The organism is Aeromonas sp. CA23 (assembly GCF_002587065.1).
Lineage (GTDB): Bacteria > Pseudomonadota > Gammaproteobacteria > Enterobacterales > Aeromonadaceae > Aeromonas > Aeromonas bestiarum.
Genome location: NZ_CP023818.1, coordinates 1,584,165 through 1,605,245 on the forward strand (window position 1 = coordinate 1,584,165; position 21,081 = coordinate 1,605,245).

The window sequence follows — 21,081 nt, forward strand, 5'->3', positions numbered from 1 at the left end:
GGCCCAGAGCCTGCCCTTTTTACTTCTCATTTCATTAACAGGATTGTAAACTTGCCCCGTTTTTTCACGGTTGCAGCCGCCTTGTTTGGCATTGAGTTGGCATAAGACTGCGCCGTCCGGGGATATATAAGAACGACAAAGAGGTCATGATGAGTAAAGAAATCAAAACTCAGGTCGTAGTACTGGGTGCTGGCCCTGCCGGTTATTCCGCTGCTTTCCGTGCCGCCGATCTGGGTCTGGATACCATTATCGTCGAGCGTTACTCCACCCTGGGTGGCGTCTGCCTGAACGTGGGTTGTATCCCGTCCAAGGCACTGCTGCACGTCGCCAAAGTCATTGAAGAAGCCAAGGCGCTGTCCGAACACGGCATCATCTTCGGCGCCCCGCAGACCGACATCGACAAGGTGCGCCTGTGGAAAGAGAAGGTCATCAACCAGCTGACCGGCGGTCTGGCCGGCATGGCCAAGATGCGCAAGGTTCAGGTTGTGAACGGCTTTGGCAAGTTTACCGGCCCGAACACGCTGGAAGTGGAAGGTGCCGACGGCAAGACGACCGTGACCTTCGACAACGCCATCATAGCGGCCGGCTCCCGTCCGGTGAAACTGCCCTTCATCCCCCATGATGACCCGCGCGTATGGGATTCAACCGATGCGCTGGAACTGACTTCCGTGCCGGGCAAGCTGCTGGTCATCGGTGGTGGCATCATAGGTCTGGAGATGGGTACAGTGTACTCCTCCCTGGGTTCCGAGATCGACGTGGTGGAATTTGCCGACCAGCTGGTACCGGCTGCCGACAAAGACATCGTCAAGATCTACACCAAGCGCGTTGCCAAGAAATTCAACATCATGCTGGAGACCAAGGTCACCGCAGTTGAAGCCCGTGCAGACGGCCTGTACGTCTCCTACGAAGGCAAGCACGCCCCGGCCGAGCCGGTACGTTACGACAACGTGCTGGTGGCGGTAGGTCGTGTGCCAAACGGCAAGCTGATGGATGCCGAGAAGGCCGGCGTTGCCGTGACCGAGCGCGGTTTCATCGAGGTGGACAAGCAGCTGCGTACCAACGTGGCTCACATCCACGCCATCGGTGACATAGTCGGTCAGCCTATGCTGGCCCACAAGGGTGTCCACGAAGGCCACGTCGCGGCCGAAGTGATCGCCGGCAAGAAGCACTACTTCGACCCGAAAGTGATCCCGTCCATCGCCTACACCGAGCCGGAGATGGCCTGGGTTGGTCTGACCGAGAAGGAGGCCAAGCAACAAGGGCTGAACTTCGAAGTCGCCACCTTCCCGTGGGCGGCTTCCGGCCGTGCCATCGCCTCCGATTGCTCCGACGGCATGACCAAGCTGATCTTCGACAAGGAGAGCGGCCGCGTCATCGGTGGTGCCATCGTGGGTACCAACGGTGGTGAACTGCTGGGTGAAATCGGTCTGGCCATCGAGATGGGTGCCGACGCCGAAGATATCGCGCTGACCATACACGCTCACCCGACTCTGCACGAGTCCGTGGGTCTGGCTGCCGAAGTGTTCGAAGGCTCCATCACCGACCTGCCGAACGCCAAGGCCAAGAAGAAGAAATAATCCTCTTCTCGCAGCCAGCATTGAAAAAGCCGCTCACTCGAGCGGCTTTTTGTATATAGCTGAGATTTGTTCGGAGCTGGTTGCTATGCTAATGACTTCCATGTCACTTGCTGGAGTCAGCCATGCAAACACCGGCCACCCCTGACAACGAGCACCTGCGCCTCGATGCGCTGCGCCGCATCACCATTCTGGATACCTCTGCCGAAGAAAGATTCGACCGGATCACCCGCATGGCCCGCAACATGTTCGATGTGCCCATTTCGCTGGTGTCGCTGGTGGATAAGGATCGGCAGTGGTTCAAATCCTGCTGTGGTTTGCCCGTGCTGGAGACGCCGCGGGACATCTCCTTCTGCGGTCATGCCATTCTTGGCGATGGCCTCTTCGTGGTGGAAGATGCGACCCGGGATCTGCGCTTCGCCGACAACCCGCTGGTATCCGGGGATCCCCATATACGCTTCTATGCGGGCAGCCCGCTGCAGATTGCGGAGGGGTACAAGCTGGGGACCCTGTGCATCATAGATCGCAAGCCGCGCCTGCTGGATGAACGGCAGCGGGACTTGCTGACGGATCTGGCCGGCATGGTGGAGCGCGAACTGGCGGCGATCCAGCTGGCTACCATGGATGAGCTGACCGGCATCACCAACCGGCGCGGTTTCATGCTGCTGGCACACAAGTGCCTACAACTCGCTCATCGTCAGGGGCGAGCGGCCACCCTGTTGTTTCTCGACCTCAACCGGTTCAAGGAGATCAACGACCGGCTGGGGCACGACGTCGGTGACGATGCCCTGCAACAGATGGCGTGCCTGATGTGTGGCGTCTTTCGGGATGCAGACATCTTTGCCCGACTGGGTGGGGATGAGTTTGCGGTATTGCTGCCTGGCACGGGACCGGCAGAGGTGCCACGGGTGCTGGCACGGCTCGATGAGGCCCTGGCCGGGTTCAACCGGGAGAGCGGAAAACCCTATCGGCTGACCTGCTCGACCGGGGTGGGGCACTATGATGCGCTTTCGCCACCGGCGCTGGATCTGCTGCTGCAACAGGCGGACAAGCAGATGTACGATTGTAAAAAAGGGCGCTAGCAGCGCCCTTTCTTGGCTTGTCCCGGCGGACAGAAGGTGCCATACCCTCCGCGATCGCCATCACTGACCCGGATCCGGGTATCGTCCACGCTGACATCGGCCCCGTGCACTCGCACAGGCCCGCTGCTGCAGGCGCAGAGCAGACTCCCCAGCAACATAGTCACAACCAGCTTGCCCATAATGCCTCCTGTTATTTCCCTGATTATGGGGCATTTCCAGGCTGGGGCGGAGGCGAGTTTGCGAGTATGCGTCACGGCTTGCCGCTGATATGACAGGGAGCGCGGCTGCGCTCCCTGAGTTGGGGGATAAGGGGCTGGAAAGGGTTACAGACGGAAATGGCCGACCAGCTTGTCGAGCTCGCCGGAGAGCTGTTGCAGGCCGCGACTGGCATCGGTCAGCTGGTGGGCTATGTCGGCCGTCTCCATGGTGAGCTGGTTGATGTCCTCCACGTTGCGATTGAGCTCGCCCACCACGCTGGACTGCTCCTCGGTGGCGGTGGCGACCTGGATATTCATGTCGTTGATCTGGGTGATGTAGGCGGTGATCTGGCCGAGCGCACCGTTGGCCTCATCGGCCTGGGTCACCACCGCCAGACTCTGGCTGCGGCCCTGGGTCATGGCGCTGACCGCGCGGGCGCTCTGCTCCTGCAGCCGATGGATCATGCCCTGGATCTCGGCGGTGGAGGCGGCGGAGCGGTTGGCGAGGTTGCGCACCTCGTCGGCCACCACGGCGAAGCCGCGGCCCTGTTCACCGGCGCGGGCCGCCTCGATGGCGGCGTTGAGCGCCAGCAGATTGGTCTGCTCCGAGATGCTGCGGATGGTCTCCAGAATGCTGCCGATGGAGTCGGTCTGGGTGGCCAGCGACTCGATTACCCCGGCTACCTGCGCGATCTCGTCGGAAAGCCCGACTATGCCGTGGCGGGCCTGAGCCACCACGCCGGCGCCCGTTTCGGCCTGATCGTTGGCCTGCCTGGCTACTTCGGCCGCCTGCGAGGCATTGCCTGCAATCTCGCTCACCGTTGCCCCCATCTCGTGGATGGCGGTGGCCACCTGCACGGTACGATCGCGCTGGGCTGTGCAGTTTTGCTGGGTCAGCTGGGCCTTGCTGGCGACCTCGTCGGCGGTGGCCGCCAGCTGGTGGGAGTTGCGGGCCACCTGCTCGATGGCGCTGTGGATCTTGCCGACGAAGTGATTGAAGCTCACGGTGATCTCCGCCAGTTCGTCGTTGCCGCTCAGCTGGGCACGGGAGTCCAGTGCCAGATGCTCGGCGGCATAGCCTATGTATTGCTGCAGGAAACCGACCCGACGCTTGAGGTTCATCAGAATGAGTACCGAGACCAGCAGCGAGATGAGGATGGCGCCACTGATGATGGTGATCATCTGCATCCGCCCGCTGGCATAGCTCTGCTCACCCAGCTGGTGGCGCTGCTGGGCTTGCTGGATCAGGCCGTCGAGCAGGGCGTTGGCATCCTTGCGCATGGTGCCATAGGTGACTGTGTAGCGATCCCGATAGATACCTCTGGCCGCTTCCATGTCCCCCTGCTCCAGCGCCTGCAGCATGGGAGCCAGCTCGTTGCTCGCCATACCCTCGAACTGGCTCAGCAGTTGCTGGGCATTGGCCCTGGCCGCCGGATCCGTCTGGGCGGTCACCGCCTGCTGCATGGCCTGGCGCATCTCGGGTATGTCCTCCTCCCGACTCTCCTTGACCCGGGTGATCACCCCTTTCGCATCCTTGAGGGAGGTATCCTGCAACAGCATCATGTCGATGCCGACCCGCATGCGGGGAATGCGCGACACCACCTCCGCCATGGCGCGCATGGGGGTGGCCGTGTTCTGGTAGAGCTCGGTGGATTGCTGCTGGATGGAGCCCATGCTTCGCAGGCTGGCACCCCCCACAAGCAAGAGGGCGAGGCAGGGTACTGTGACAGCCAGGATCAGCTGCAATTTGAGCGTCAGTTTACCTTCTAGCAAGGGAGTGCTCCTTCATGGCTGGCCATGATGTGGTCCAGATGGTTTGTTGCCAGTATAGATATGAATTGGCCGACTCCCTGGCAAAGGGCACAACGGCAGAGCGGATAGCAAAAGGGAGCGCCATGGCGCTCCCTTGTTGATGGCTGCCGATGGGTTACAGCCGGAAGTTGCCGACCAGCTTGTCGAGCTCGCCGGAGAGCTGCTGCAGGCTGCGGCTGGACTCGGTCAGCTGGTGGGCTATGTCGGCCGTTTCCATGGTGAGCTGGTTGATGTCCTCCACGTTGCGGTTGATCTCGCCTACCACGCTGGATTGCTCCTCGGTGGCGGTGGCGACCTGGATGTTCATGTCGCTGATCTGGGTGATGTGGGCCGTGATATGGCCGAGGGCGGCATTGGCCTTGTCAGCCTGAGCCACCACTTCCAGACTCTGGCTGCGGCCCTGGGCCATGGCGCTGACGGCACGGGCGCTCTGCTCCTGCAAGCGGTTGATCATGCCCTGGATCTCGGCGGTGGAGGCTGCGGATCGGCTCGCCAGGTTGCGCACCTCGTCGGCCACCACGGCGAAGCCGCGGCCCTGTTCACCGGCGCGGGCGGCCTCGATGGCGGCGTTCAGTGCCAGCAGGTTGGTCTGCTCCGAGATGCTGCGAATGGTGTCGAGTATGCTGCCGATGGAGTCGGTCTGGCTGGCCAGCGACTCGATAACGCCCGCCACCTGCTCTATTTCGCCGGAGAGCCCGACTATGCCGTGGCGCGCCTGGGCTACCACCAGGGCGCCGGCATCGGCCTGATCGTTGGCCTGCCTGGCCACGTCGGCCGCCAGCGAGGCGTTGCCGGCTATCTCGCCGACTGTGGCCCCCATCTCGTGGATGGCGGTCGCCACCTGCACTGTGCGGTCGCGCTGGGCGGTACAGTTGTGCTGGGTCAGCTGCGCCTTGCTGGCCACCTCGTTGGCGGTGGCGGCCAGCTGGCGGGAGTTGCTGGCGACCTGCTCGATGGAGGCGTGGATCTTGGCGACGAAGTTGTTGAAACCGGTGGCGACCTGGGTCAGTTCATCGCGACCTTCCACCTTGAGACGCTGGGTCAGATCCCCGTCGCCACTGCCCAGTTCACGGAACAGGCGGGCCAGTTCGTTGAGCGGGCGGCTGACCGAGCCTGCCAGCAGCATGCCGAGCAGCCCCATGCCGGCGGCGATGGCCAGACTGACCAGCAGTATGTGCAGCCGCGCTTTGTCCAGCTCGGCATAGATCTCGGCTTCCGGCACCTGGGCCACCAGATACCAGTCGAGCAGGGGGATGTAGCTGGTGGCCAGCACCACGGCCTGGCCATCGACCTCGGCGTGGGTGGCGGCGAACGCCTGCTTGCTCAGCAGATTGGTGCTGCTGCCGCTGGCCAGCTGGGCCAGGTTGTCCCGGTCTATGCGGGCGGCATCCGGGTGCAGCTTCACCTTGCCGCTGCCATCCGTCATGAATACGAAGCCGCTGTCGCCGATGCGGAAGTTGGCGAGCATGCTGACCATGCTGTCGAGGGACTTGGCGAGCCCCGCCAACCCACGGCCGTTGAGCTGCTGGAAGTTGACGAACAGCTTCACCTCGCCGTTGGTCTCGCGAAAGATGCTGAGCATCAAGTCTTGCTGGCTCTTGGTATAGCCGTAGAACCAGGCATCCTGCTCCGGGGTCAGGTTGCGCAGGAAGCCGTCCTGGTTGTAGTAGGCGGCACTCTGCCGGTCGGCGAAGGAGGCGGTGACCAGCCCGTACTGGGCCGTCATGTCCTTGAGCTGATCGATGAGGATGGACTCCTGCTCCTTGGGCATGCCGCGGGCGACCCAGTCCAGCACGAAGCGATCATTGGCCAGCTGCCTGGCGGCGCTCGCGACCGAGGTGAGATCCTTCTCGATCTCCTTGCCGATGCGCTGGGTCAGGTTGGGCAGCTCCTGCTCGAACATGCGGGTTTCGATCAACTGCTGCGCCGAGCGCTGGCTGAAATAGCCTACCAGCAGGCAGGAGAGCACCACGGCCAGGGTGACTGTGGCCAGAATTTTCTGTTTGAGTGTCAGGCTTGCAAGCATAGGAGTGACTCAGGAGTGTGGACACGGGATTGAGCCCATATTAGCGGCAGCGCCGGGGTGCCCTTGAGAGGCTTGCCGGTTTTATTGGCAGATTGCGTTTGCGCTCACAGGGCTGTGCCGGATTGTTCAGCCTCATTGGCGGCTCGGCGAGTGCGCCATATCGCTGTCGTGGCGGTTGCGGTTCCTTTTTCGCACCTTATAGTAGGCTTCATTGCTCACTTGGCTCGCACTGGATTCAATGGAAAATCATATGCGCATCTTTCGTCGGGGATGGACCCACCTGCTTCTGGTTTTGCTGGCTTGCCTGCCGTTCATGGCGGCGGCCCAGTCCGATCGGCCCAGGATTGCTCTGGTACTGAGTGGCGGCGGCGCCAAGGGGGCGGCCCATATCGGCATCCTCAAGGTGCTGGAGGAGAAGCGCATTCCGGTCGACATCATAGTGGGCACCAGCATGGGCTCCTACGTGGCGGGCATGTACGCCATGGGGCTCAGCGCCGAGGAAGTGGAGCGCACCACGCTCGCCATCGACTGGAACAAGGGCTATCAGGACAAGGTCGGTCGTGACGAGCTCTCCCTGCGCAAGAAGCAGCAGAGCGAGAAGTACCAGCTGCGCACCGATATTGGCATCAACGGTGACTCGGTCCAGTTCCCGGATGGTTTCTTCCAGGGGCAGTCCATGGCCAGCCTGTTGCGCCACGCCACTTCCAACCTGCCGGCGCAGAAGAGCTTCGACGACCTGCCTATTCCCTATCGCGCCGTGGCGACCGACATGGAGACAGTGACCCCCTTCGTGCTGGATAGCGGCAGCCTCGCCAAGGCGATGCAGGCCTCCATGTCCATTCCTGGCGCCCTCAAGCCGGTGGAGTGGGAGGGGCATATCCTGGCCGACGGCGGCACAGTCAACAACATGCCGGTGGACGTGGCCAAGGCGATGGGGGCCGACGTGGTGATCGCGGTGGATATCAGCGCCAAGCTGCGTACCAGGGAATCCCTCAAGTCCGGCCTCGCCATGATAGATCAGCTCACCACCTACATGACCCAGGTCGGTACCGACAAGCAGAAGGCGCTGCTGGGGCCGAAAGACATACTGCTCACCCCTGAATTCGGCGGCATGGGCATAGCCGATTTTGCCCTGATGCCGGAAGGGATCAAGCGGGGGGAAGCGGTGGCCAATCGCGCCTCCGCCCAGCTCGACGGGCTCTCCCTCTCGCCCGCCGCCTACACCGCCTATCGCAATCAGAAGCTGAGCCGGCGCGCCGAGCGCAGCGGTCAGCCCGCCTACTACATCGACAAGGTGGAGATCCTCAACAAGTCACGCCTCTCCGACGAGACGGTGCGCGCCATGCTGAAGGTGCGACCGGACAAGGTGCAGACCAACGAGAGCCTGGAGGCGGGCATTCGCCGTCTCTACGCGCTGGAGTCGTTCGATCGCATCACCTATGAGGTGGAGGAGCGTGAAGGCGAGAACGTGCTGGTAGTGGATGCCAGCGAGAAGAACTGGGGACCGGGATACCTCAACTTCCAGTTCGGCTTCTCCGACGATTTCGAGAGCAGCTCCAACTACAACGTCGGCATGTCCTACACCCTCACCAACGTCAATGACTGGGGGGCCGAGTGGCTGACAGAGGCCTCGCTCGGAACAGCTAAACACCTCAAGACCGATTTCTACACGCCGCTGGAGCCTTCCCAGACCTTCTACGGCGAGGCGAGTCTGGCCTATGACAAGACCCAGCGCCGCATCTTCACTCCCGAGGCGACGAGGACGGAAGATGGGGTGAGCTATATCGATTCCGAATACAGCTTCACCAGCGCCGACTTGGCAGTGGGCTGGAATCGCCAGCCCTGGAGCCGCCTCTCGCTGGGGCTGGAGGGAAAAGTGGGCGCCATCGACATTCGCAACGTGGCGGATGCCAAGGTGGATGCCTCCTCCTGGGGCCCTTATGTCCGCTTCGAGCACGACACCCTGGACAGTCGCTACTTCCCCTATCAGGGGGTCTACTGGGACGTCAAGAGCGGCTACTCCCACGTCAAGATAGAGCCGACCGGCGAGCCGACGGAGAACACCGAGGGGGTCAACTACCACCTGACGATGATCAAGCCCTGGTCCTGGGACAGGCACAGCCTGAACCTGATGCTGGAAGGGGGCGGCTCCACCTCGCAGGAAGAGTACCCGCTGTTCGTGCAGGATCTGGGTGGCTTGTTCCGGCTGTCCGGCTTCCAGCACTACCAGCTCAGCGGTCGCTACAGCCTGTTTGGCGGCCTGCGCTACATCTACCGGGTGGCGGACAACGACTTTGGCGCACTGCGGGCCCCGCTCTACCTGGGGGGCTCCCTGGAGCAGGGCGGGGTATGGGACAAGGGGGAGGAGATCAACATGGAGAGCTCCTTCACCGCCGGCTCCGTCTACGTGGGGGTGGAGAGCTTCCTCGGCCCCATCTTCCTCGGTTACGGCATGGCGGAGGGGGGCAACAACATGTTCTATCTGCAATTGGGCACCACATTTGAATAACGGTCAAATGATGCCTTTTTGTTAACTTATTTCTGGTGCGTCTTTTATCTTCTGGCAAAACCTGAGCAAGTTTAAATGGTTATGTTGTTTTGATGAATATGTGTACAGGGTTTGGATTTTAATTAGTCGTTAAAACTTATATAGTGGGGGGCACCCTACGGGTGTCCCGCAAGGACGATCGCCGCGAGCGTGGGCGAACCCCAAAAAAAGACCAAAGAGGAATTAGTCGTGCTTGAAACATACCGTAAACACGTCGCAGAACGTGCCGCCGAGGGCGTGGTCGCCAAACCTCTGGATGCAGAGCAGGTCGCCGCCCTGGTTGAGCTTCTCAAGAACCCGCCCGCTGGCGAACAAGACTTTCTGAAAGAGCTGTTGTCCTCCCGTATTCCCCCTGGTGTTGATGAAGCGGCCTATGTCAAAGCCGGTTTCCTCACCGCCATCGCCAAGGGCGAAGCCCACTCTCCCATCCTGACCGCTGCCGAAGCTGTTGAGCTGCTGGGCACCATGCAGGGTGGTTACAACATTCAGCCGCTGATCGACCTGCTGGACCACGGCACCCTGGCCCCTCTTGCCGCCAAGGGCCTCTCCCACACCCTGCTGATGTTTGACTCCTTCCACGACGTGGAAGAGAAGGCCAAGGCGGGCAATGCTCACGCCAAGCGGGTGATGCAATCCTGGGCCGATGCCGAGTGGTTCCTCTCCCGTCCCGAGCTGGCCGAGAAGATCACGGTTACCGTGTTCAAGGTGACCGGCGAAACCAACACGGATGATTTGTCACCGGCGCCGGATGCCTGGTCCCGTCCCGACATTCCGCTGCATGCCCTGGCCATGCTGAAAAACGCCCGTCCCGGCATCACCCCGGACAATGACGGCACCATAGGTCCCATCAAGACCATAGATGCCCTGAAAGAGAAAGGCTTCCCGCTGGCCTATGTGGGCGACGTGGTCGGTACCGGCTCTTCCCGCAAATCCGCCACCAACTCTGTGCTCTGGTTCATGGGCGACGACATTCCGTTCGTGCCGAACAAGCGCGCCGGCGGTGTCTGCCTCGGCGGCAAGATTGCCCCCATCTTCTTCAACACCATGGAAGATGCCGGCGCCCTGCCCATCGAAGTGGATGTCTCTGCGCTTGCGATGGGCGATGTGATCGACATCTACCCCTATGCCGGCAAGATCTGCAAGCACGGCACCGAGCAGGTGCTGGCCCAGTTTGAACTCAAGACAGAGGTGCTGATCGACGAGGTGCGTGCCGGTGGCCGTATTCCGCTGATCATAGGCCGTGGCCTGACCGACAAGGCGCGGGAAGTCATGGGTCTGCCGTTCTCCACCGTGTTCCGCCGTCCTGTGCCCGTGGCCGATACCGGCAAGGGTTACACCCTGGCCCAGAAGATGGTCGGCAAGGCGTGCGGCGTGAAGGGCATTCGTCCCGGCACCTACTGCGAGCCCAAGATGACCACGGTCGGCTCCCAGGACACCACGGGCCCCATGACCCGCGACGAGCTGAAAGACCTGGCCTGCCTCGGCTTCTCCGCCGATCTGACCATGCAGTCCTTCTGCCACACAGCGGCCTATCCCAAGCCCATAGACGTGCAGACTCACCACACCCTGCCGGACTTCATCATGAACCGCGGTGGCGTCTCCCTGCGTCCGGGTGACGGCGTCATCCACTCCTGGCTGAACCGCATGTTGCTGCCGGATACAGTGGGTACCGGTGGTGACTCCCACACCCGCTTCCCCATCGGCATCTCCTTCCCGGCGGGCTCCGGTCTGGTGGCCTTCGCCGCCGCCACCGGCGTGATGCCGCTGGACATGCCGGAATCCGTGCTGGTGCGCTTCAAGGGCGAGCTGCAGCCGGGCATCACATTGCGTGACCTGGTCCATGCTATCCCCTACGCCGCCATCCAGAAAGGGCTGCTGACCGTCGAGAAAGCGGGTAAGAAGAACATCTTCTCCGGCCGTATCCTCGAGATCGAAGGTCTGCCGACCCTGAAGGTGGAGCAGGCGTTCGAACTGGCCGATGCCAGCGCAGAGCGCTCCGCCGCCGGTTGCACCATCAAGCTGGATCAGGCGCCGATCATCGAGTATCTCAAGTCCAACATCGTCATGCTGAAATGGATGCTGTCCGAAGGCTACGGCGACCCGCGCACCATCACCCGTCGCATCAAGGGGATGGAAGAGTGGCTGGCCAACCCTGTGCTGATGGAAGCGGACAAGGATGCCGAGTACGCCGAAATCATCGAGATCGATCTGGCCACCATCAAGGAGCCCATCCTGTGTGCGCCGAACGATCCGGACGATGCCCGTCTGCTCAGCACTGTGGCGGGTGACAAGATCGACGAGGTGTTCCTCGGTTCCTGCATGACCAACATCGGCCACTTCCGCGCCGCCGGCAAACTGCTCGAGAAGTTCCAGGGCGAGCTGCCGACCCGCATGTGGATAGCCCCGCCCACCAAGATGGACAAGGATCAGCTGACCGAAGAGGGCTACTACGGCATCTTCGGTCGGGTCGGTGCCCGCATCGAAATCCCGGGTTGTTCCCTGTGCATGGGCAACCAGGCGCGCGTGGCGGAAGGGGCCTCGGTGGTCTCCACCTCCACCCGCAACTTCCCGAACCGTCTGGGCAAGGGTGCCAACGTCTATCTGGCCTCTGCCGAGCTGGCTGCGGTTGCCGCCATCATAGGCAAGATCCCGACCGTGGCCGAGTACCTGCAGTACGCCAAGACGCTGGACGCCACTGCAGCCGACACCTATCGCTACCTCAACTTCAACGAGATCGCCTCCTACACCAAGAAGGCCGATGCGGTGATCCTGCAGCAAGCGGTATAAGGATTGGCGCCGGTATGGCGCAGACAGTCTACTAAAAAGCCCCGGCTCATGCCGGGGCTTTTGTTTGCATTCCCATCAGCTGTTGCTCGTTTTTTGCTCTCATTAGGGCCCGATTCAGCATCGGCTGTTAAGGTGGGCGGCCATGTTTGCTGTCTGGTCCCGCTATGTCGATGTCACTGCCCAACCTGGATTTCTCCCGTCCCTGGCTGCGTCTGGGGTGTACCCTGCTGCTGTTCACGCTGCCCCTCGCACTCGGGCTGTGGGTGCTCTACAACGGCCACCTGCAGATGCTGGATCGTCAGTCAGAGCGTTCGGCCCGGCAGGCGGTCACCCTGATGGAGACCATGCTGGCCCACGCCGAGAGCGCCAACCGTACCTTGTTGCCCTTCGTCGAACAGCCGTGCGAACAGGCCCTGTTCACCCTGCGTCAGCAGGTGGCGCTGGTGCCCTTCGTGCGTACCGTCAACCTGGTGGGGGAGCAGGGGATCTACTGCAACTCGCTGTTTGGCGCCATCCAGTGGCCGGATCGGGCCGAAAGTTACAGCGACGGACGGCTGCGGCTGCTGGCGGGCAATCAGGTGCGGGCCGATCACCCCCTGCTGGCGCTGCGTGATAGCGAGGGCAGGGGGGCCGCCTTCAGCACCATAGACGGCGATTATCTGCGCTTCATGCTGGTGCTGAGCGGGCGGCCCTGTACCCTGCTGCTGCACGTGGGCAAGCAGTGGCTGGATGAACGGGGCGTACTGAGCGAAGGGGGGCAGCCGTTGCCAACTCTGGCCAGTCATGAGGTCCGTTCCGACCGCTACCCGCTCTCGATATATGCCGGACACGAGATCCCCTCGCTCTGGTCCTCCCTGTGGCAGGCCCGGCAGTGGGCCATTATGGTGCTGTTTGGGCTCTGCTTCGGCTTTGCCCTGCTCATCTGGTGGTTGCTGGGACGGCCCCGCTCTCCCGTGGTGGAGCTGGCCCGCGCCCTGCGCAATCGGGAGTTTGTGCCCTATTTGCAACCACTGGTGGCGGCGGGGAGCGAGCGGGTGATGGGGGCCGAGGTGTTGATGCGCTGGCAGCACCCGACGGCCGGGCTGATCCGCCCCGATCTCTTTATTCCTCAGGCGGAAGCGAGCGGTCTGATCGTGCCGATGACCACCCTGCTGATGGAAGAGGTGGCCCGCGAGCTGAGCATGGAGCGCGATCTGGTGCCCGACGGGTTTCACATCAGCTTCAACATCAGTGCCGCCCACTGCCGCGATATGGCGCTGCTTGCCGAGTGCCGGCGCTTCCTCGATCACTTCGCGCCGGGCCAGGTGGTACTGGTGCTGGAGCTGACCGAACGGGAGCTGCTGGTGGCGGATCCCCAGACCCTGGCGCTGTTTCGCCAGCTCGACGAAATGGGGGTCAGGTTGGCCATGGACGATTTTGGCACCGGCCACTCCAGTCTGCACTACCTGCAGCAGTTCCATGTGGACTATCTCAAGATAGATCAGTCGTTTATCGGCAAGATCGGCACCGAATCCCTGTCCGAGCACATAGTCGACAACGTGATCGATCTGGGGACCCGGCTCGGCCTCGCGCTGGTTGCCGAGGGGGTGGAGACGCGCCAGCAGGCCGACTACCTGAAAAGCAAAGGCGTCGACTACCTGCAGGGCTATCTGTTTGGCCGTCCGCTGCCGCTGCGCGACTTTCAGGCTGCGTTGGGCCAGCCGCAGGCCGAGCCCGCGACGTTGGCGGTCTCGGCCTGAGCCATCAGGTGAGGGATTGCAGCCACTCCGCCAGCCTGGCGTGGGCACTACCGGGAATCGGCGGCGCGGGGGCGAGCAGGTAGTAACCTGTGCCATCCGGAACGAAACCGAGCGGGGCGGCCAGCAGGCCGGCGGCGACATCGTCGCACACCAGCCGGTAGGGGCCTATGGCGACGCCAAGGCCCGCCACGGCGGCCTGCAGGCTGAAGTAGAAGTGCTCGAAGGTCTGGGTCGGCGCCTCGTCGCTCGCACTCTGTCCGGCCTGCGCCTGCCAGCTTTGCCAGGCGGCGGGACGGGTCCTGGTGTGCAGGCGGGGGGCCGAGGCGCGCAGAGCCGGCAGCTCTCCTCCTGGCTCGAAAAACTGCGTCACCTTGCCCGGCTGACAGACGGGCCCGGTCAGCTCCTCGAACAGCAGCTGGCTGTAAAGGTCATCAGGCCAGTGAAAGTCGTTGCGCCGAATGGCGAGATCTATGCCGTTGCCAAAGCTGAGGGCGCCGCCGCCCGCCATCAAATGGACGTCCAGCTCGGGATGCAGGGCCTGGAAGGCGGGCCAGCGCGGGATCAGCCAGCGCATCAGCAGGGTGGGCTCGCAGGAGATGACCAGCGACTGGGGCTTGCTCTGCTGACGCAGCGCCTGCGCCGTCAGCCGGATCCTGCCCAGCCCTTCCCTGACGGCCTCATGGAGCTTGCTGCCCGCCTCGGTCAGAAAGACCCGGCGCTGGCGGCGTTCGAACAGCGGGATCCCCAGATCCTCCTCCAGCAGGCGCACCGCCCGGCTGATGGCGCCATGGGTGAGGTGCAGCTCATCGGCGGCGCGGCTGAAGTTTTCGGTGCGGGCAGCCACCTCGAAACAGCGCAGGGCCGTCAGGGAGGGGAGGGAGAGGTCTTTCTGTGAATTATTATCACCATTCATGTCAGAAGTTATCGTTCGTTATTGGTGCGGATGCCAAATAAAATAGCCGATATCTCTCTGCATCAGGACTCTTTTTCATGACTGAACTGTTAGCCGTAGTGGCCATTACCTTCTTTGCCGTCATCAGCCCGGGGCCCGATTTTGCCATGGTGTCGCGCAACAGCCTGCTGCTCTCCCGTCGCACCGGCGTGCTGACGGCGCTCGGCATAGCGGCCGGGGTCTGCGTCCATGTGACCTACACCCTGCTGGGGGTCGGCCTGTTGATCCAGCAGTCGCTCTGGCTGTTCAACCTCATCAAGCTGGCGGGGGCCGCCTACCTCATCTTCCTCGGTATCAAGATGCTGCGCGCCAGGCCTGTGACCCATGAGGAGGCGGTCAGCCAGCCAACCCTCTCCAGCCTGGGGGCGCTGCGCACCGGGTTTCTGACCAATGTGCTCAACCCCAAGACCACCATCTTCATCGTCAGCCTCTTCATGCAGGTGGTACAGCCGCAGACGCCGCTGGCGGTCCAGCTCGGCTATGGCGCCTTCATAGTGCTGGCCCACGCCCTCTGGTTCAGCGCTGTGGCGATCTTCTTCTCCACCGCGTCGGTACGGGCCCGCCTCCTGGCGGTGCGCCACTGGATCGACCGGGTGTTTGGCGGTCTGCTGGTGGGATTCGGCATGCTGCTGGCACTGACCCAGCAATCGCGCTGAGGGAGTGGGGGAGTCATCCCCCTTATCCACCCCCGACTGTAGGGGCTTGTTTTTCATGCCTTGTGGTCCGCTTTTCGGTAGAATTGCCGCTCATTTTGAAGTCAGATGAGGCGCGGTATGACGGTCAAGTTCCAGGCATTTCACAGCATCAAGGCGATCAACAATCGGGAGGTGCTGTTCAACTGGTCCAGGACCAACCCCCTCGGCGCCCTGGATCAGGTGTGGCGCCCGACCCATAGCGACGAGCTGCAGGCGCTGCTGCGTGAACACCCCGAGCGCAAGCTGCGGCTGATCGGCTCAGGCCTCTCCTTCGAACCCATCCACAGCGTCTATGCCGAGGGCAGTCAGGCGCTGCTGGTGGACCTGTACCACCTGCGCGGTCAGCTGGCGAAAACCGCCGATACCGTCACCTATCAGGCGGGCACGCCGCTCGATACCGTCTACGCCGATCTCGTCGCCATGGAGCGGATGCTGCCGGCATCCCCCGGCGTCATCGGCATCCAGACCCTGGGCGGTGCGCTCAGCACAGGCACCCACGGACAGGGGCTGCACCAGTCCGCCCTGTGCGATGCGGTGGAAGCCATGACCGTCATGCTGGCCAATGGCGACATCATCCGGGTGGATCGCGCCGATCCGCGCTTCGGCGCCTTCGTGATGGGCATGGGCATGCTCGGTATCCTGCTCGACGTCACCCTGCGCACTGTGCCCAACCGCATCATGCGCTGCACCAAGTTCACCACCGACTACCCCTTCCTGCTGGCACACAACGAGCGGCTCAACCGCGAGCACGGCTTCGTGAAGAGCTGGTGGTTCGCCTGGACCGGCGAGAGCCACATCTGGCTGGTGGATCCCGCCTCCGAGGAGGAGGTGGCCCGCTACCGCGCCGCCGGCAGCGAGCCGCTGCTGCTGGAGGGGGATATAGATGCCCGCATGAACGCCACCATAGATGCCACCCTGCAGAAGATGGCGAAGGACACCAAGGACGAGGCGCTGGCCGGGGAGCACTTCGAGACGGTGCGCCGTTTCAAGGATGCCTCCGATCTGGTGGGCAACGTCTACCAGATCCTCTGCAAGGGGATACCTGCACCCCAGATAAACTGCGAGGTGGCGGTGCCGCTGCATCGCATGAACGAGGCGCTGGCGATCCTGCAGGCCTGGCAGCAGGCCAACCCCGGCGTGCTGCACTACCCCTTCATCCTGCGCTGCACCGGCCCCTCCGAGGCCTGGCTCAGCGCCGCCTATGATCAGTCGGTCTGCTGGGTCGGTTTCCTGGTCTATCTGGCGGTGGACGGCACCTTCGTCAACGGCTCCATGGAGCAGATGCGCGAGCTGCAGCAACTGCTGGTGCCGCTCGGCGGCATTCCCCATTTCGGCAAGCACCTGGCGATGGATCTCTACGACTTCCCGGCCCTGCTGCCGCGCTGGAATGACTTCCTGGCCCTCAAGGGCGAGCTCGATCCCCATGGCCGCTTCGAGAACCGCTGGCTCAGCGATCTGTTCGCCAACCGGTAAGGATTGAACATGACCCATATGCAAGATACCCGCGTACCCATCACCCTGCCGACCAGAGGGGAGTCATCCATATGACAGACATGCAAGACACCCGAATTCCCGTGACCCTGCTGACCGGCTTCCTCGGCAGCGGCAAGACCACCTTGCTCAACCACTGGGTCAAGCAGCCGGAGCTTGGCGAGTGCGCCGTGCTGATCAACGAGTTCGGCTCTGTGGGGCTGGATCACCATCTGGTGCAGCAGGTAGACGAGCAGGTGGTGCTGCTCGATTCCGGCTGCATCTGCTGCTCGGTGCAGGGCTCCCTGGTGGAGGCGCTGCAGGGGCTGTTTATGAAGGCCATTCAGCGCAAGATCAAACCGTTCAAGCGGTTGATTATCGAAACCACAGGTCTGGCCGATCCGGCCCCCGTGCTGTTTACCCTGCGCGAAGAGGGCTTTATCGCCCAGCGTTACCGCTTCGACGGCACAGTCACAGTAGTGGATGCCGGCCATATCGAGCAGCAGCTGGCGGCTCAGTATGAAGCGGTGAAACAGGTGGCGCTGGCGGATCTGCTGGTGGTGAGCAAGGGGGATCTGGTGGATGGCGAGCAGCTGGAGCGGGTCGAGGCCCAGCTGGCGGCCCTCAATCCGGCGGCCCCCATCGAGCGGGTCTGCAACGGCGAGCTGTCGCCTGCGGTGCTGGATAAGCTCGGCGCCTACAACGAGGCGGCCGGGCGCGACGTGCGCCAGCTGTTGGCCTGGCTGCGCACCGAATCCCCCAAGCAGGGGCTGGCCTCGCCGATGCAGCCGAAGATGAAGCCGTTCGCCGCCAAGGTGGGCACGGCCACGCCGACTCATTTCGAGCACGGCAATATCGAAAGTTTCTCCCTGCGCATCGGCGAGCCGCTCAAGCCGTCTCGCCTGCTGGCCGCCATCGATGCGGTGCAGGTCCAATACGGCGATGCCCTGCTGCGGCTCAAGGGGATCTTGCAACTGGAGGGGGAGAGCCAGCCCGTGGTGATCCACGGCGTACACGGCCAGCTCTATCCGTTGCAGGCATTGGGGGATTGGCCGGAGGGCAAGGCCCAGTCCCGGCTGGTGTTTATCGTGAAAAGTCAGGACAAGGCGGGGATAGAGCGGCTGTTCCTGGATACGCTCAAGGCCCCCGAGCCCAGTCTGGAAGAGCAGCTCAGAGCCATGCTCGGCCAGCCTGATGCTTGATGTAATGAGATGACCCGCGCTTGTGCGGGTCTTTTTTTATCTGAAGAGGAGGTGGCTGCTCATGCCCGATAGCACACACATGGTTACGCCTGCCCAGCGCAGGTGGCTGCCGCCGCTGACGGCGGTCGGCTTCTTCATGCAGACCCTGGATGGCACCATACTCAACACCGCCCTGCCCAGCATGGCCGAGACCCTGGGGGAGAGTCCGCTGCAGATGCAGTCGGTGATCATCGCCTACATGCTGACGGTGGCACTGCTCATTCCCGCCTCCGGCTGGCTGGCGGACCGATTCGGCACCCGCCGCATCTATCTGGCCGCCATACTGCTGTTCACCCTGGGATCGCTGGCCTGCGCAGCCTCCAACTCCCTCTCCATGCTGGTGGCGGCCCGGGTGCTGCAAGGCATAGGCGGCGCCCTGCTGATGCCGGTGGGGCGCCTCGCCGTGCTGAGGGTCTACAGCAAGCACGAGCTGTTGCGGGTGATGTCGTTCGTCACCATCCCCGGCCTGGTGGGGCCCTTGATCGGCCCGGCATTGGGCGGCTGGCTGGTGGAGGTGGCGAGCTGGCACTGGGTGTTTCTCATCAATCTGCCGGTGGGCATACTCGGCTTTATCGCCAGCTGGCACTTCATGCCCGACCTGCGGCAGGGCACGGCCAAGTTCGACTGGCAGGGTTTCGTGATGTTCAGCGCCGGCATGGTGCTGGTGTCGGTGGGCTTGCAGGGGCTGGGCGAGCACAGCATCTCCACCGGCTGGGCACTGTTTGCCCTGCTGTTCGGGCTGGCCGCCATGGCGAGTTATTGGCTCTATGCCGCCAATGCCGAGGAGCCGCTGTTCAGTCTGGCGCTGTTCAAGACCAGTACCTTCGCCATCGGCGTCTGGGGCAACCTGTTTGCCCGCCTCGGCAGCGGTGCCATGCCCTTCCTCACCCCGCTCTTCCTCCAGTTGGGGCTCGGCTTCTCGCCGAGCAAGGCGGGTATGACCATGATCCCCACAGTGCTCGGCGCCATGCTGACCAAGACGCTGGTGAACAAGCTCATTCCGAAGGTGGGTTATCGGCGCATTCTGATCGGCAATACCCTGGCGCTGGGGGCCATGATCGCCAGCTTCTACTTCATCGACAACCAGCTGCCCTACGGGGTGCTGCTGGGCTGGCTGATGGTGTTTGGCGCCATCAACTCGCTGCAGTTCTCCGCCATGAACACGCTCACGCTGCAAGACTTGAGCGCCGAGCATGCCAGCAGCGGCAACGGATTGCTGTCGGTGGTGATGCAACTCTCCATGAGCCTGGGGGTCGCCATCGCCGCCAGCCTGCTGGGGCTCTTCTCGGCCGGTTCATCGGCGGCGGATGGGCAGTGGCTGGGAGGTTTCCACCTCACCTATCTCTGCATCGGTCTCATGTCCATGCTGGCGGCGCTGATCTTTGCCCAGTTGGCGCGGGACAAGGGGTGAGCGGGGTTGTGCCGTCGGCAGTCAGGCTGATGGCGCAGGCAGGTAGCTGACCTGACAGGGCAGTTGCTCCAGCACCCGGGCAAGGTGGGCTGTTTCCAGCAGAAAGGTCTGCTCCGGGTGGCCCGGCGTCCAGGTGAAGGCGTGATGACCCATCAGTTGAGGGTCTACCAGCAACGGGATATCGGCGCGGGGCAGGAAGGGGCAGACGGCGCCCGGCAGGCAGCCGATCTCGGCCTGCATCTCCTCGGCGGTGCAGATGGAGGGCTTGGCACCGAGTGCGGCCTTGACCGCCTTGTTGTCCAACCGCCCGTCCCTGTGGGTCAGCAGCAGGGCGAAGCGGCCATCCTTGAACTTGAGGAAGAGTGTCTTGCTGAATTCGGCCTGCCAGCCGAGGCGGGCTTTCACCTGTTCGTCGGTGGCGTAATCCAGAATGGGTTCATGCTGGTAGCGCTGATGGGGCAGCCCGGCCAGCAGCCGGCAGTTGAAGTCGTGAATGGTATCGAGCGGCATGGGGGTCTCCTGTGGCGAGCCTTATCCTGCCAGTCATGGCGGGCCTGGCCCAATCACACTTTCTGATGGCGGATAAGCCGCCTTGCAAGATGCAACAAGGGCACCCTCGGGTGCCCTTGTTGATTCAGTGATGTTGCAGCTCGCACGCTTCCCAGTGAAAGGGGATGGGGCTGAGTCGCTGGGAGGCCTTGTCGTAACCCTGCCACAGCTGGCCCAGCGTGCGACCATCGAGCGGGTGGCGCAGGCTAGGTGCCAGTTCGGCCAGTGGCCAGAGCACGAAGGCGTTGGTGAGGATCTCGCCGCGGGGCAGAGCGACCGGCGTCTCGCAGACCAGATCGCCATAGAGCAGCAGATCCAGATCCAGAGTGCGCGGAGCGAACTTCTTGGCGTCCGGCTCGCGGCCGTGGGCGAACTCCATGGCACGCAGCCGTTGGCACAGGGTTGCCAGCGGCAGGTCTGTGTCGGCACCGACCACCAGGTTGTAGAAGGGGCGGCCGTTGAAGCCCACCGCCTCGCTCTCGAATACCCGGGAGACAGCCAGCTCGCCAAACTCCGCCTGCAGGGCATCGAGGCCGGCGCGGATATGGAGCTCCCGCTCTATGTTCGAGCCCAGGCTGATATAGATACGGGTCATCAGTTGGCGCTCGTGGCCGGAGTCCGGTGGCGCAGGATCTCGACCCCGACGCCGGCGGCATTGGGCACGGCGCCCGGTTTGGTCAGGGTGACCTTGACCCATTGCACCCGCTCGTCGGCCAGCACCAGCATGGCGACCTGCTCGGCCATGGTTTCGACCAGCTCCACCACCTTGCTGGAGGCGTGATCACAAATCTTGCGCGAGAGGGTGGCGTAATCCAGTGCCAGATTGATATCGTCGGTTGCTGCGGCGGGACGGTTGTCAAAGCCCATTTCGAGGTCGAAACAGAGCTTCTGGCGAATGCCTTTCTCCCACTCATAGACACCAATAGTGGTCAAAACCTCGAGTCCGCGAATAAACACCTTGTCCATGACAGTACTTCTTCTTTACTCTTGATGGGCTG

The 21,081-nt window shown here is 62.9% G+C and carries 16 protein-coding genes; 9 read left to right on the forward strand and 7 right to left on the reverse strand.

Annotation, left to right across the window (positions count from 1 at the left end):
- The first annotated feature begins 149 nt into the window (after window positions 1–149).
- Together lpdA and CK910_RS07410 are read left to right on the forward strand one after the other, a co-directional pair.
- Entirely contained in the window at window positions 150–1,577 is a 1,428-nt protein-coding gene (lpdA, locus tag CK910_RS07405; protein ID WP_059113464.1) for a dihydrolipoyl dehydrogenase, read from the forward strand.
- Window positions 1,578–1,699: 122 nt separating this feature from the next.
- Window positions 1,700–2,656: a GGDEF domain-containing protein gene (locus CK910_RS07410; protein ID WP_098981898.1), complete on the forward strand. Its 957-nt coding sequence runs from the start codon at window positions 1,700–1,702 to the stop codon at window positions 2,654–2,656.
- Here the strand turns inward: CK910_RS07410 and CK910_RS07415 are convergent.
- From CK910_RS07415 to CK910_RS07425, 3 genes are all read right to left on the reverse strand, one after another.
- Window positions 2,653–2,835 (reverse strand): hypothetical protein, encoded by a 183-nt coding sequence (locus CK910_RS07415; protein ID WP_043137314.1) that lies wholly within the window; start codon window positions 2,833–2,835, stop codon window positions 2,653–2,655. The genes CK910_RS07410 and CK910_RS07415 overlap by 4 nt on opposite strands.
- Window positions 2,836–2,979: 144 nt before the next feature.
- Window positions 2,980–4,626, reverse strand: coding sequence for a methyl-accepting chemotaxis protein (locus CK910_RS07420; protein WP_098981900.1), 1,647 nt, complete (start codon window positions 4,624–4,626; stop codon window positions 2,980–2,982).
- Between the two features lie 154 nt (window positions 4,627–4,780).
- A complete protein-coding gene (locus tag CK910_RS07425) occupies window positions 4,781–6,691 on the reverse strand; it encodes a methyl-accepting chemotaxis protein (RefSeq protein ID WP_098981902.1) in 1,911 nt (636 codons plus the stop codon).
- Between the two features lie 250 nt (window positions 6,692–6,941).
- Between CK910_RS07425 and CK910_RS07430 the strand changes: the two genes are divergently transcribed.
- The 3 genes from CK910_RS07430 to CK910_RS07440 all read left to right on the forward strand — a co-directional run bounded on the left by CK910_RS07430 (window position 6,942) and on the right by CK910_RS07440 (window position 13,765).
- Window positions 6,942–9,200, forward strand: a complete 2,259-nt coding sequence (locus CK910_RS07430; RefSeq protein WP_098981905.1) for a patatin-like phospholipase family protein — start codon at window positions 6,942–6,944, stop codon at window positions 9,198–9,200.
- A gap of 228 nt (window positions 9,201–9,428) precedes the next feature.
- Window positions 9,429–12,026, forward strand: a complete 2,598-nt coding sequence (gene acnB / locus CK910_RS07435) for a bifunctional aconitate hydratase 2/2-methylisocitrate dehydratase (RefSeq protein WP_098981907.1) — start codon at window positions 9,429–9,431, stop codon at window positions 12,024–12,026.
- 164 nt (window positions 12,027–12,190) lie between these two features.
- Entirely contained in the window at window positions 12,191–13,765 is a 1,575-nt protein-coding gene (locus CK910_RS07440) for an EAL domain-containing protein (protein WP_098981910.1), read from the forward strand.
- A gap of 4 nt (window positions 13,766–13,769) precedes the next feature.
- On the opposite strand, the gene CK910_RS07445 is transcribed toward CK910_RS07440, so the two are convergent.
- Window positions 13,770–14,678 (reverse strand): LysR family transcriptional regulator, encoded by a 909-nt coding sequence (locus CK910_RS07445; protein ID WP_098981912.1) that lies wholly within the window; start codon window positions 14,676–14,678, stop codon window positions 13,770–13,772.
- A 77-nt stretch (window positions 14,679–14,755) separates the two neighbouring features.
- On the opposite strand from CK910_RS07445, the gene CK910_RS07450 reads away from it, so the two are divergent.
- The 4 genes from CK910_RS07450 to mdtD all read left to right on the forward strand — a co-directional run bounded on the left by CK910_RS07450 (window position 14,756) and on the right by mdtD (window position 19,534).
- Window positions 14,756–15,373, forward strand: a complete 618-nt coding sequence (locus CK910_RS07450) for a LysE family transporter (protein ID WP_098981915.1) — start codon at window positions 14,756–14,758, stop codon at window positions 15,371–15,373.
- Window positions 15,374–15,490: 117 nt separating this feature from the next.
- Entirely contained in the window at window positions 15,491–16,885 is a 1,395-nt protein-coding gene (locus tag CK910_RS07455) for a D-arabinono-1,4-lactone oxidase (protein ID WP_098981918.1), read from the forward strand.
- A gap of 71 nt (window positions 16,886–16,956) precedes the next feature.
- Window positions 16,957–18,084, forward strand: a complete 1,128-nt coding sequence (locus tag CK910_RS07460; protein WP_172955264.1) for a CobW family GTP-binding protein — start codon at window positions 16,957–16,959, stop codon at window positions 18,082–18,084.
- A gap of 61 nt (window positions 18,085–18,145) precedes the next feature.
- On the forward strand, window positions 18,146–19,534 hold the full coding sequence (mdtD, locus tag CK910_RS07465) for a multidrug transporter subunit MdtD (RefSeq protein WP_098981920.1): 1,389 nt from the start codon (window positions 18,146–18,148) through the stop codon (window positions 19,532–19,534).
- Between the two features lie 21 nt (window positions 19,535–19,555).
- Here mdtD and CK910_RS07470 read toward each other — a convergent pair whose 3' ends face one another.
- The 3 genes from CK910_RS07470 to folB form a co-directional block, all read right to left on the reverse strand.
- On the reverse strand, window positions 19,556–20,044 hold the full coding sequence (locus CK910_RS07470) for a YbaK/EbsC family protein (RefSeq protein WP_043137292.1): 489 nt from the start codon (window positions 20,042–20,044) through the stop codon (window positions 19,556–19,558).
- Between the two features lie 124 nt (window positions 20,045–20,168).
- A complete protein-coding gene (folK, locus tag CK910_RS07475; RefSeq protein WP_098981923.1) occupies window positions 20,169–20,678 on the reverse strand; it encodes a 2-amino-4-hydroxy-6-hydroxymethyldihydropteridine diphosphokinase in 510 nt (169 codons plus the stop codon).
- Complete coding sequence (gene folB, locus CK910_RS07480) at window positions 20,678–21,049, reverse strand: dihydroneopterin aldolase (RefSeq protein ID WP_043137290.1); 372 nt, start codon at window positions 21,047–21,049, stop codon at window positions 20,678–20,680. Before folB ends, folK begins: the two co-directional genes overlap by 1 nt.
- Between the last annotated feature and the right edge of the window lie 32 nt (window positions 21,050–21,081).

Bases quoted from the DNA above. Each gene is read 5' to 3' on its own strand.
- CK910_RS07430 (WP_098981905.1), top strand. From the start codon at position 6,942: ATGCGCATCTTTCGTCGGGGATGGACCCACCTGCTTCTGGTTTTGCTG.
- folK (WP_098981923.1), bottom strand. From the start codon at position 20,678: ATGACCCGTATCTATATCAGCCTGGGCTCGAACATAGAGCGGGAGCTC.
- CK910_RS07460 (WP_172955264.1), top strand. From the start codon at position 16,957: ATGACAGACATGCAAGACACCCGAATTCCCGTGACCCTGCTGACCGGC.
- CK910_RS07410 (WP_098981898.1), top strand. From the start codon at position 1,700: ATGCAAACACCGGCCACCCCTGACAACGAGCACCTGCGCCTCGATGCG.
- CK910_RS07440 (WP_098981910.1), top strand. From the start codon at position 12,191: ATGTCGATGTCACTGCCCAACCTGGATTTCTCCCGTCCCTGGCTGCGT.
- CK910_RS07425 (WP_098981902.1), bottom strand. From the start codon at position 6,691: ATGCTTGCAAGCCTGACACTCAAACAGAAAATTCTGGCCACAGTCACC.
- CK910_RS07455 (WP_098981918.1), top strand. From the start codon at position 15,491: ATGACGGTCAAGTTCCAGGCATTTCACAGCATCAAGGCGATCAACAAT.
- CK910_RS07445 (WP_098981912.1), bottom strand. From the start codon at position 14,678: ATGAATGGTGATAATAATTCACAGAAAGACCTCTCCCTCCCCTCCCTG.
- mdtD (WP_098981920.1), top strand. From the start codon at position 18,146: ATGCCCGATAGCACACACATGGTTACGCCTGCCCAGCGCAGGTGGCTG.
- CK910_RS07415 (WP_043137314.1), bottom strand. From the start codon at position 2,835: ATGGGCAAGCTGGTTGTGACTATGTTGCTGGGGAGTCTGCTCTGCGCC.
- folB (WP_043137290.1), bottom strand. From the start codon at position 21,049: ATGGACAAGGTGTTTATTCGCGGACTCGAGGTTTTGACCACTATTGGT.
- CK910_RS07470 (WP_043137292.1), bottom strand. From the start codon at position 20,044: ATGCCGCTCGATACCATTCACGACTTCAACTGCCGGCTGCTGGCCGGG.
- CK910_RS07450 (WP_098981915.1), top strand. From the start codon at position 14,756: ATGACTGAACTGTTAGCCGTAGTGGCCATTACCTTCTTTGCCGTCATC.
- lpdA (WP_059113464.1), top strand. From the start codon at position 150: ATGAGTAAAGAAATCAAAACTCAGGTCGTAGTACTGGGTGCTGGCCCT.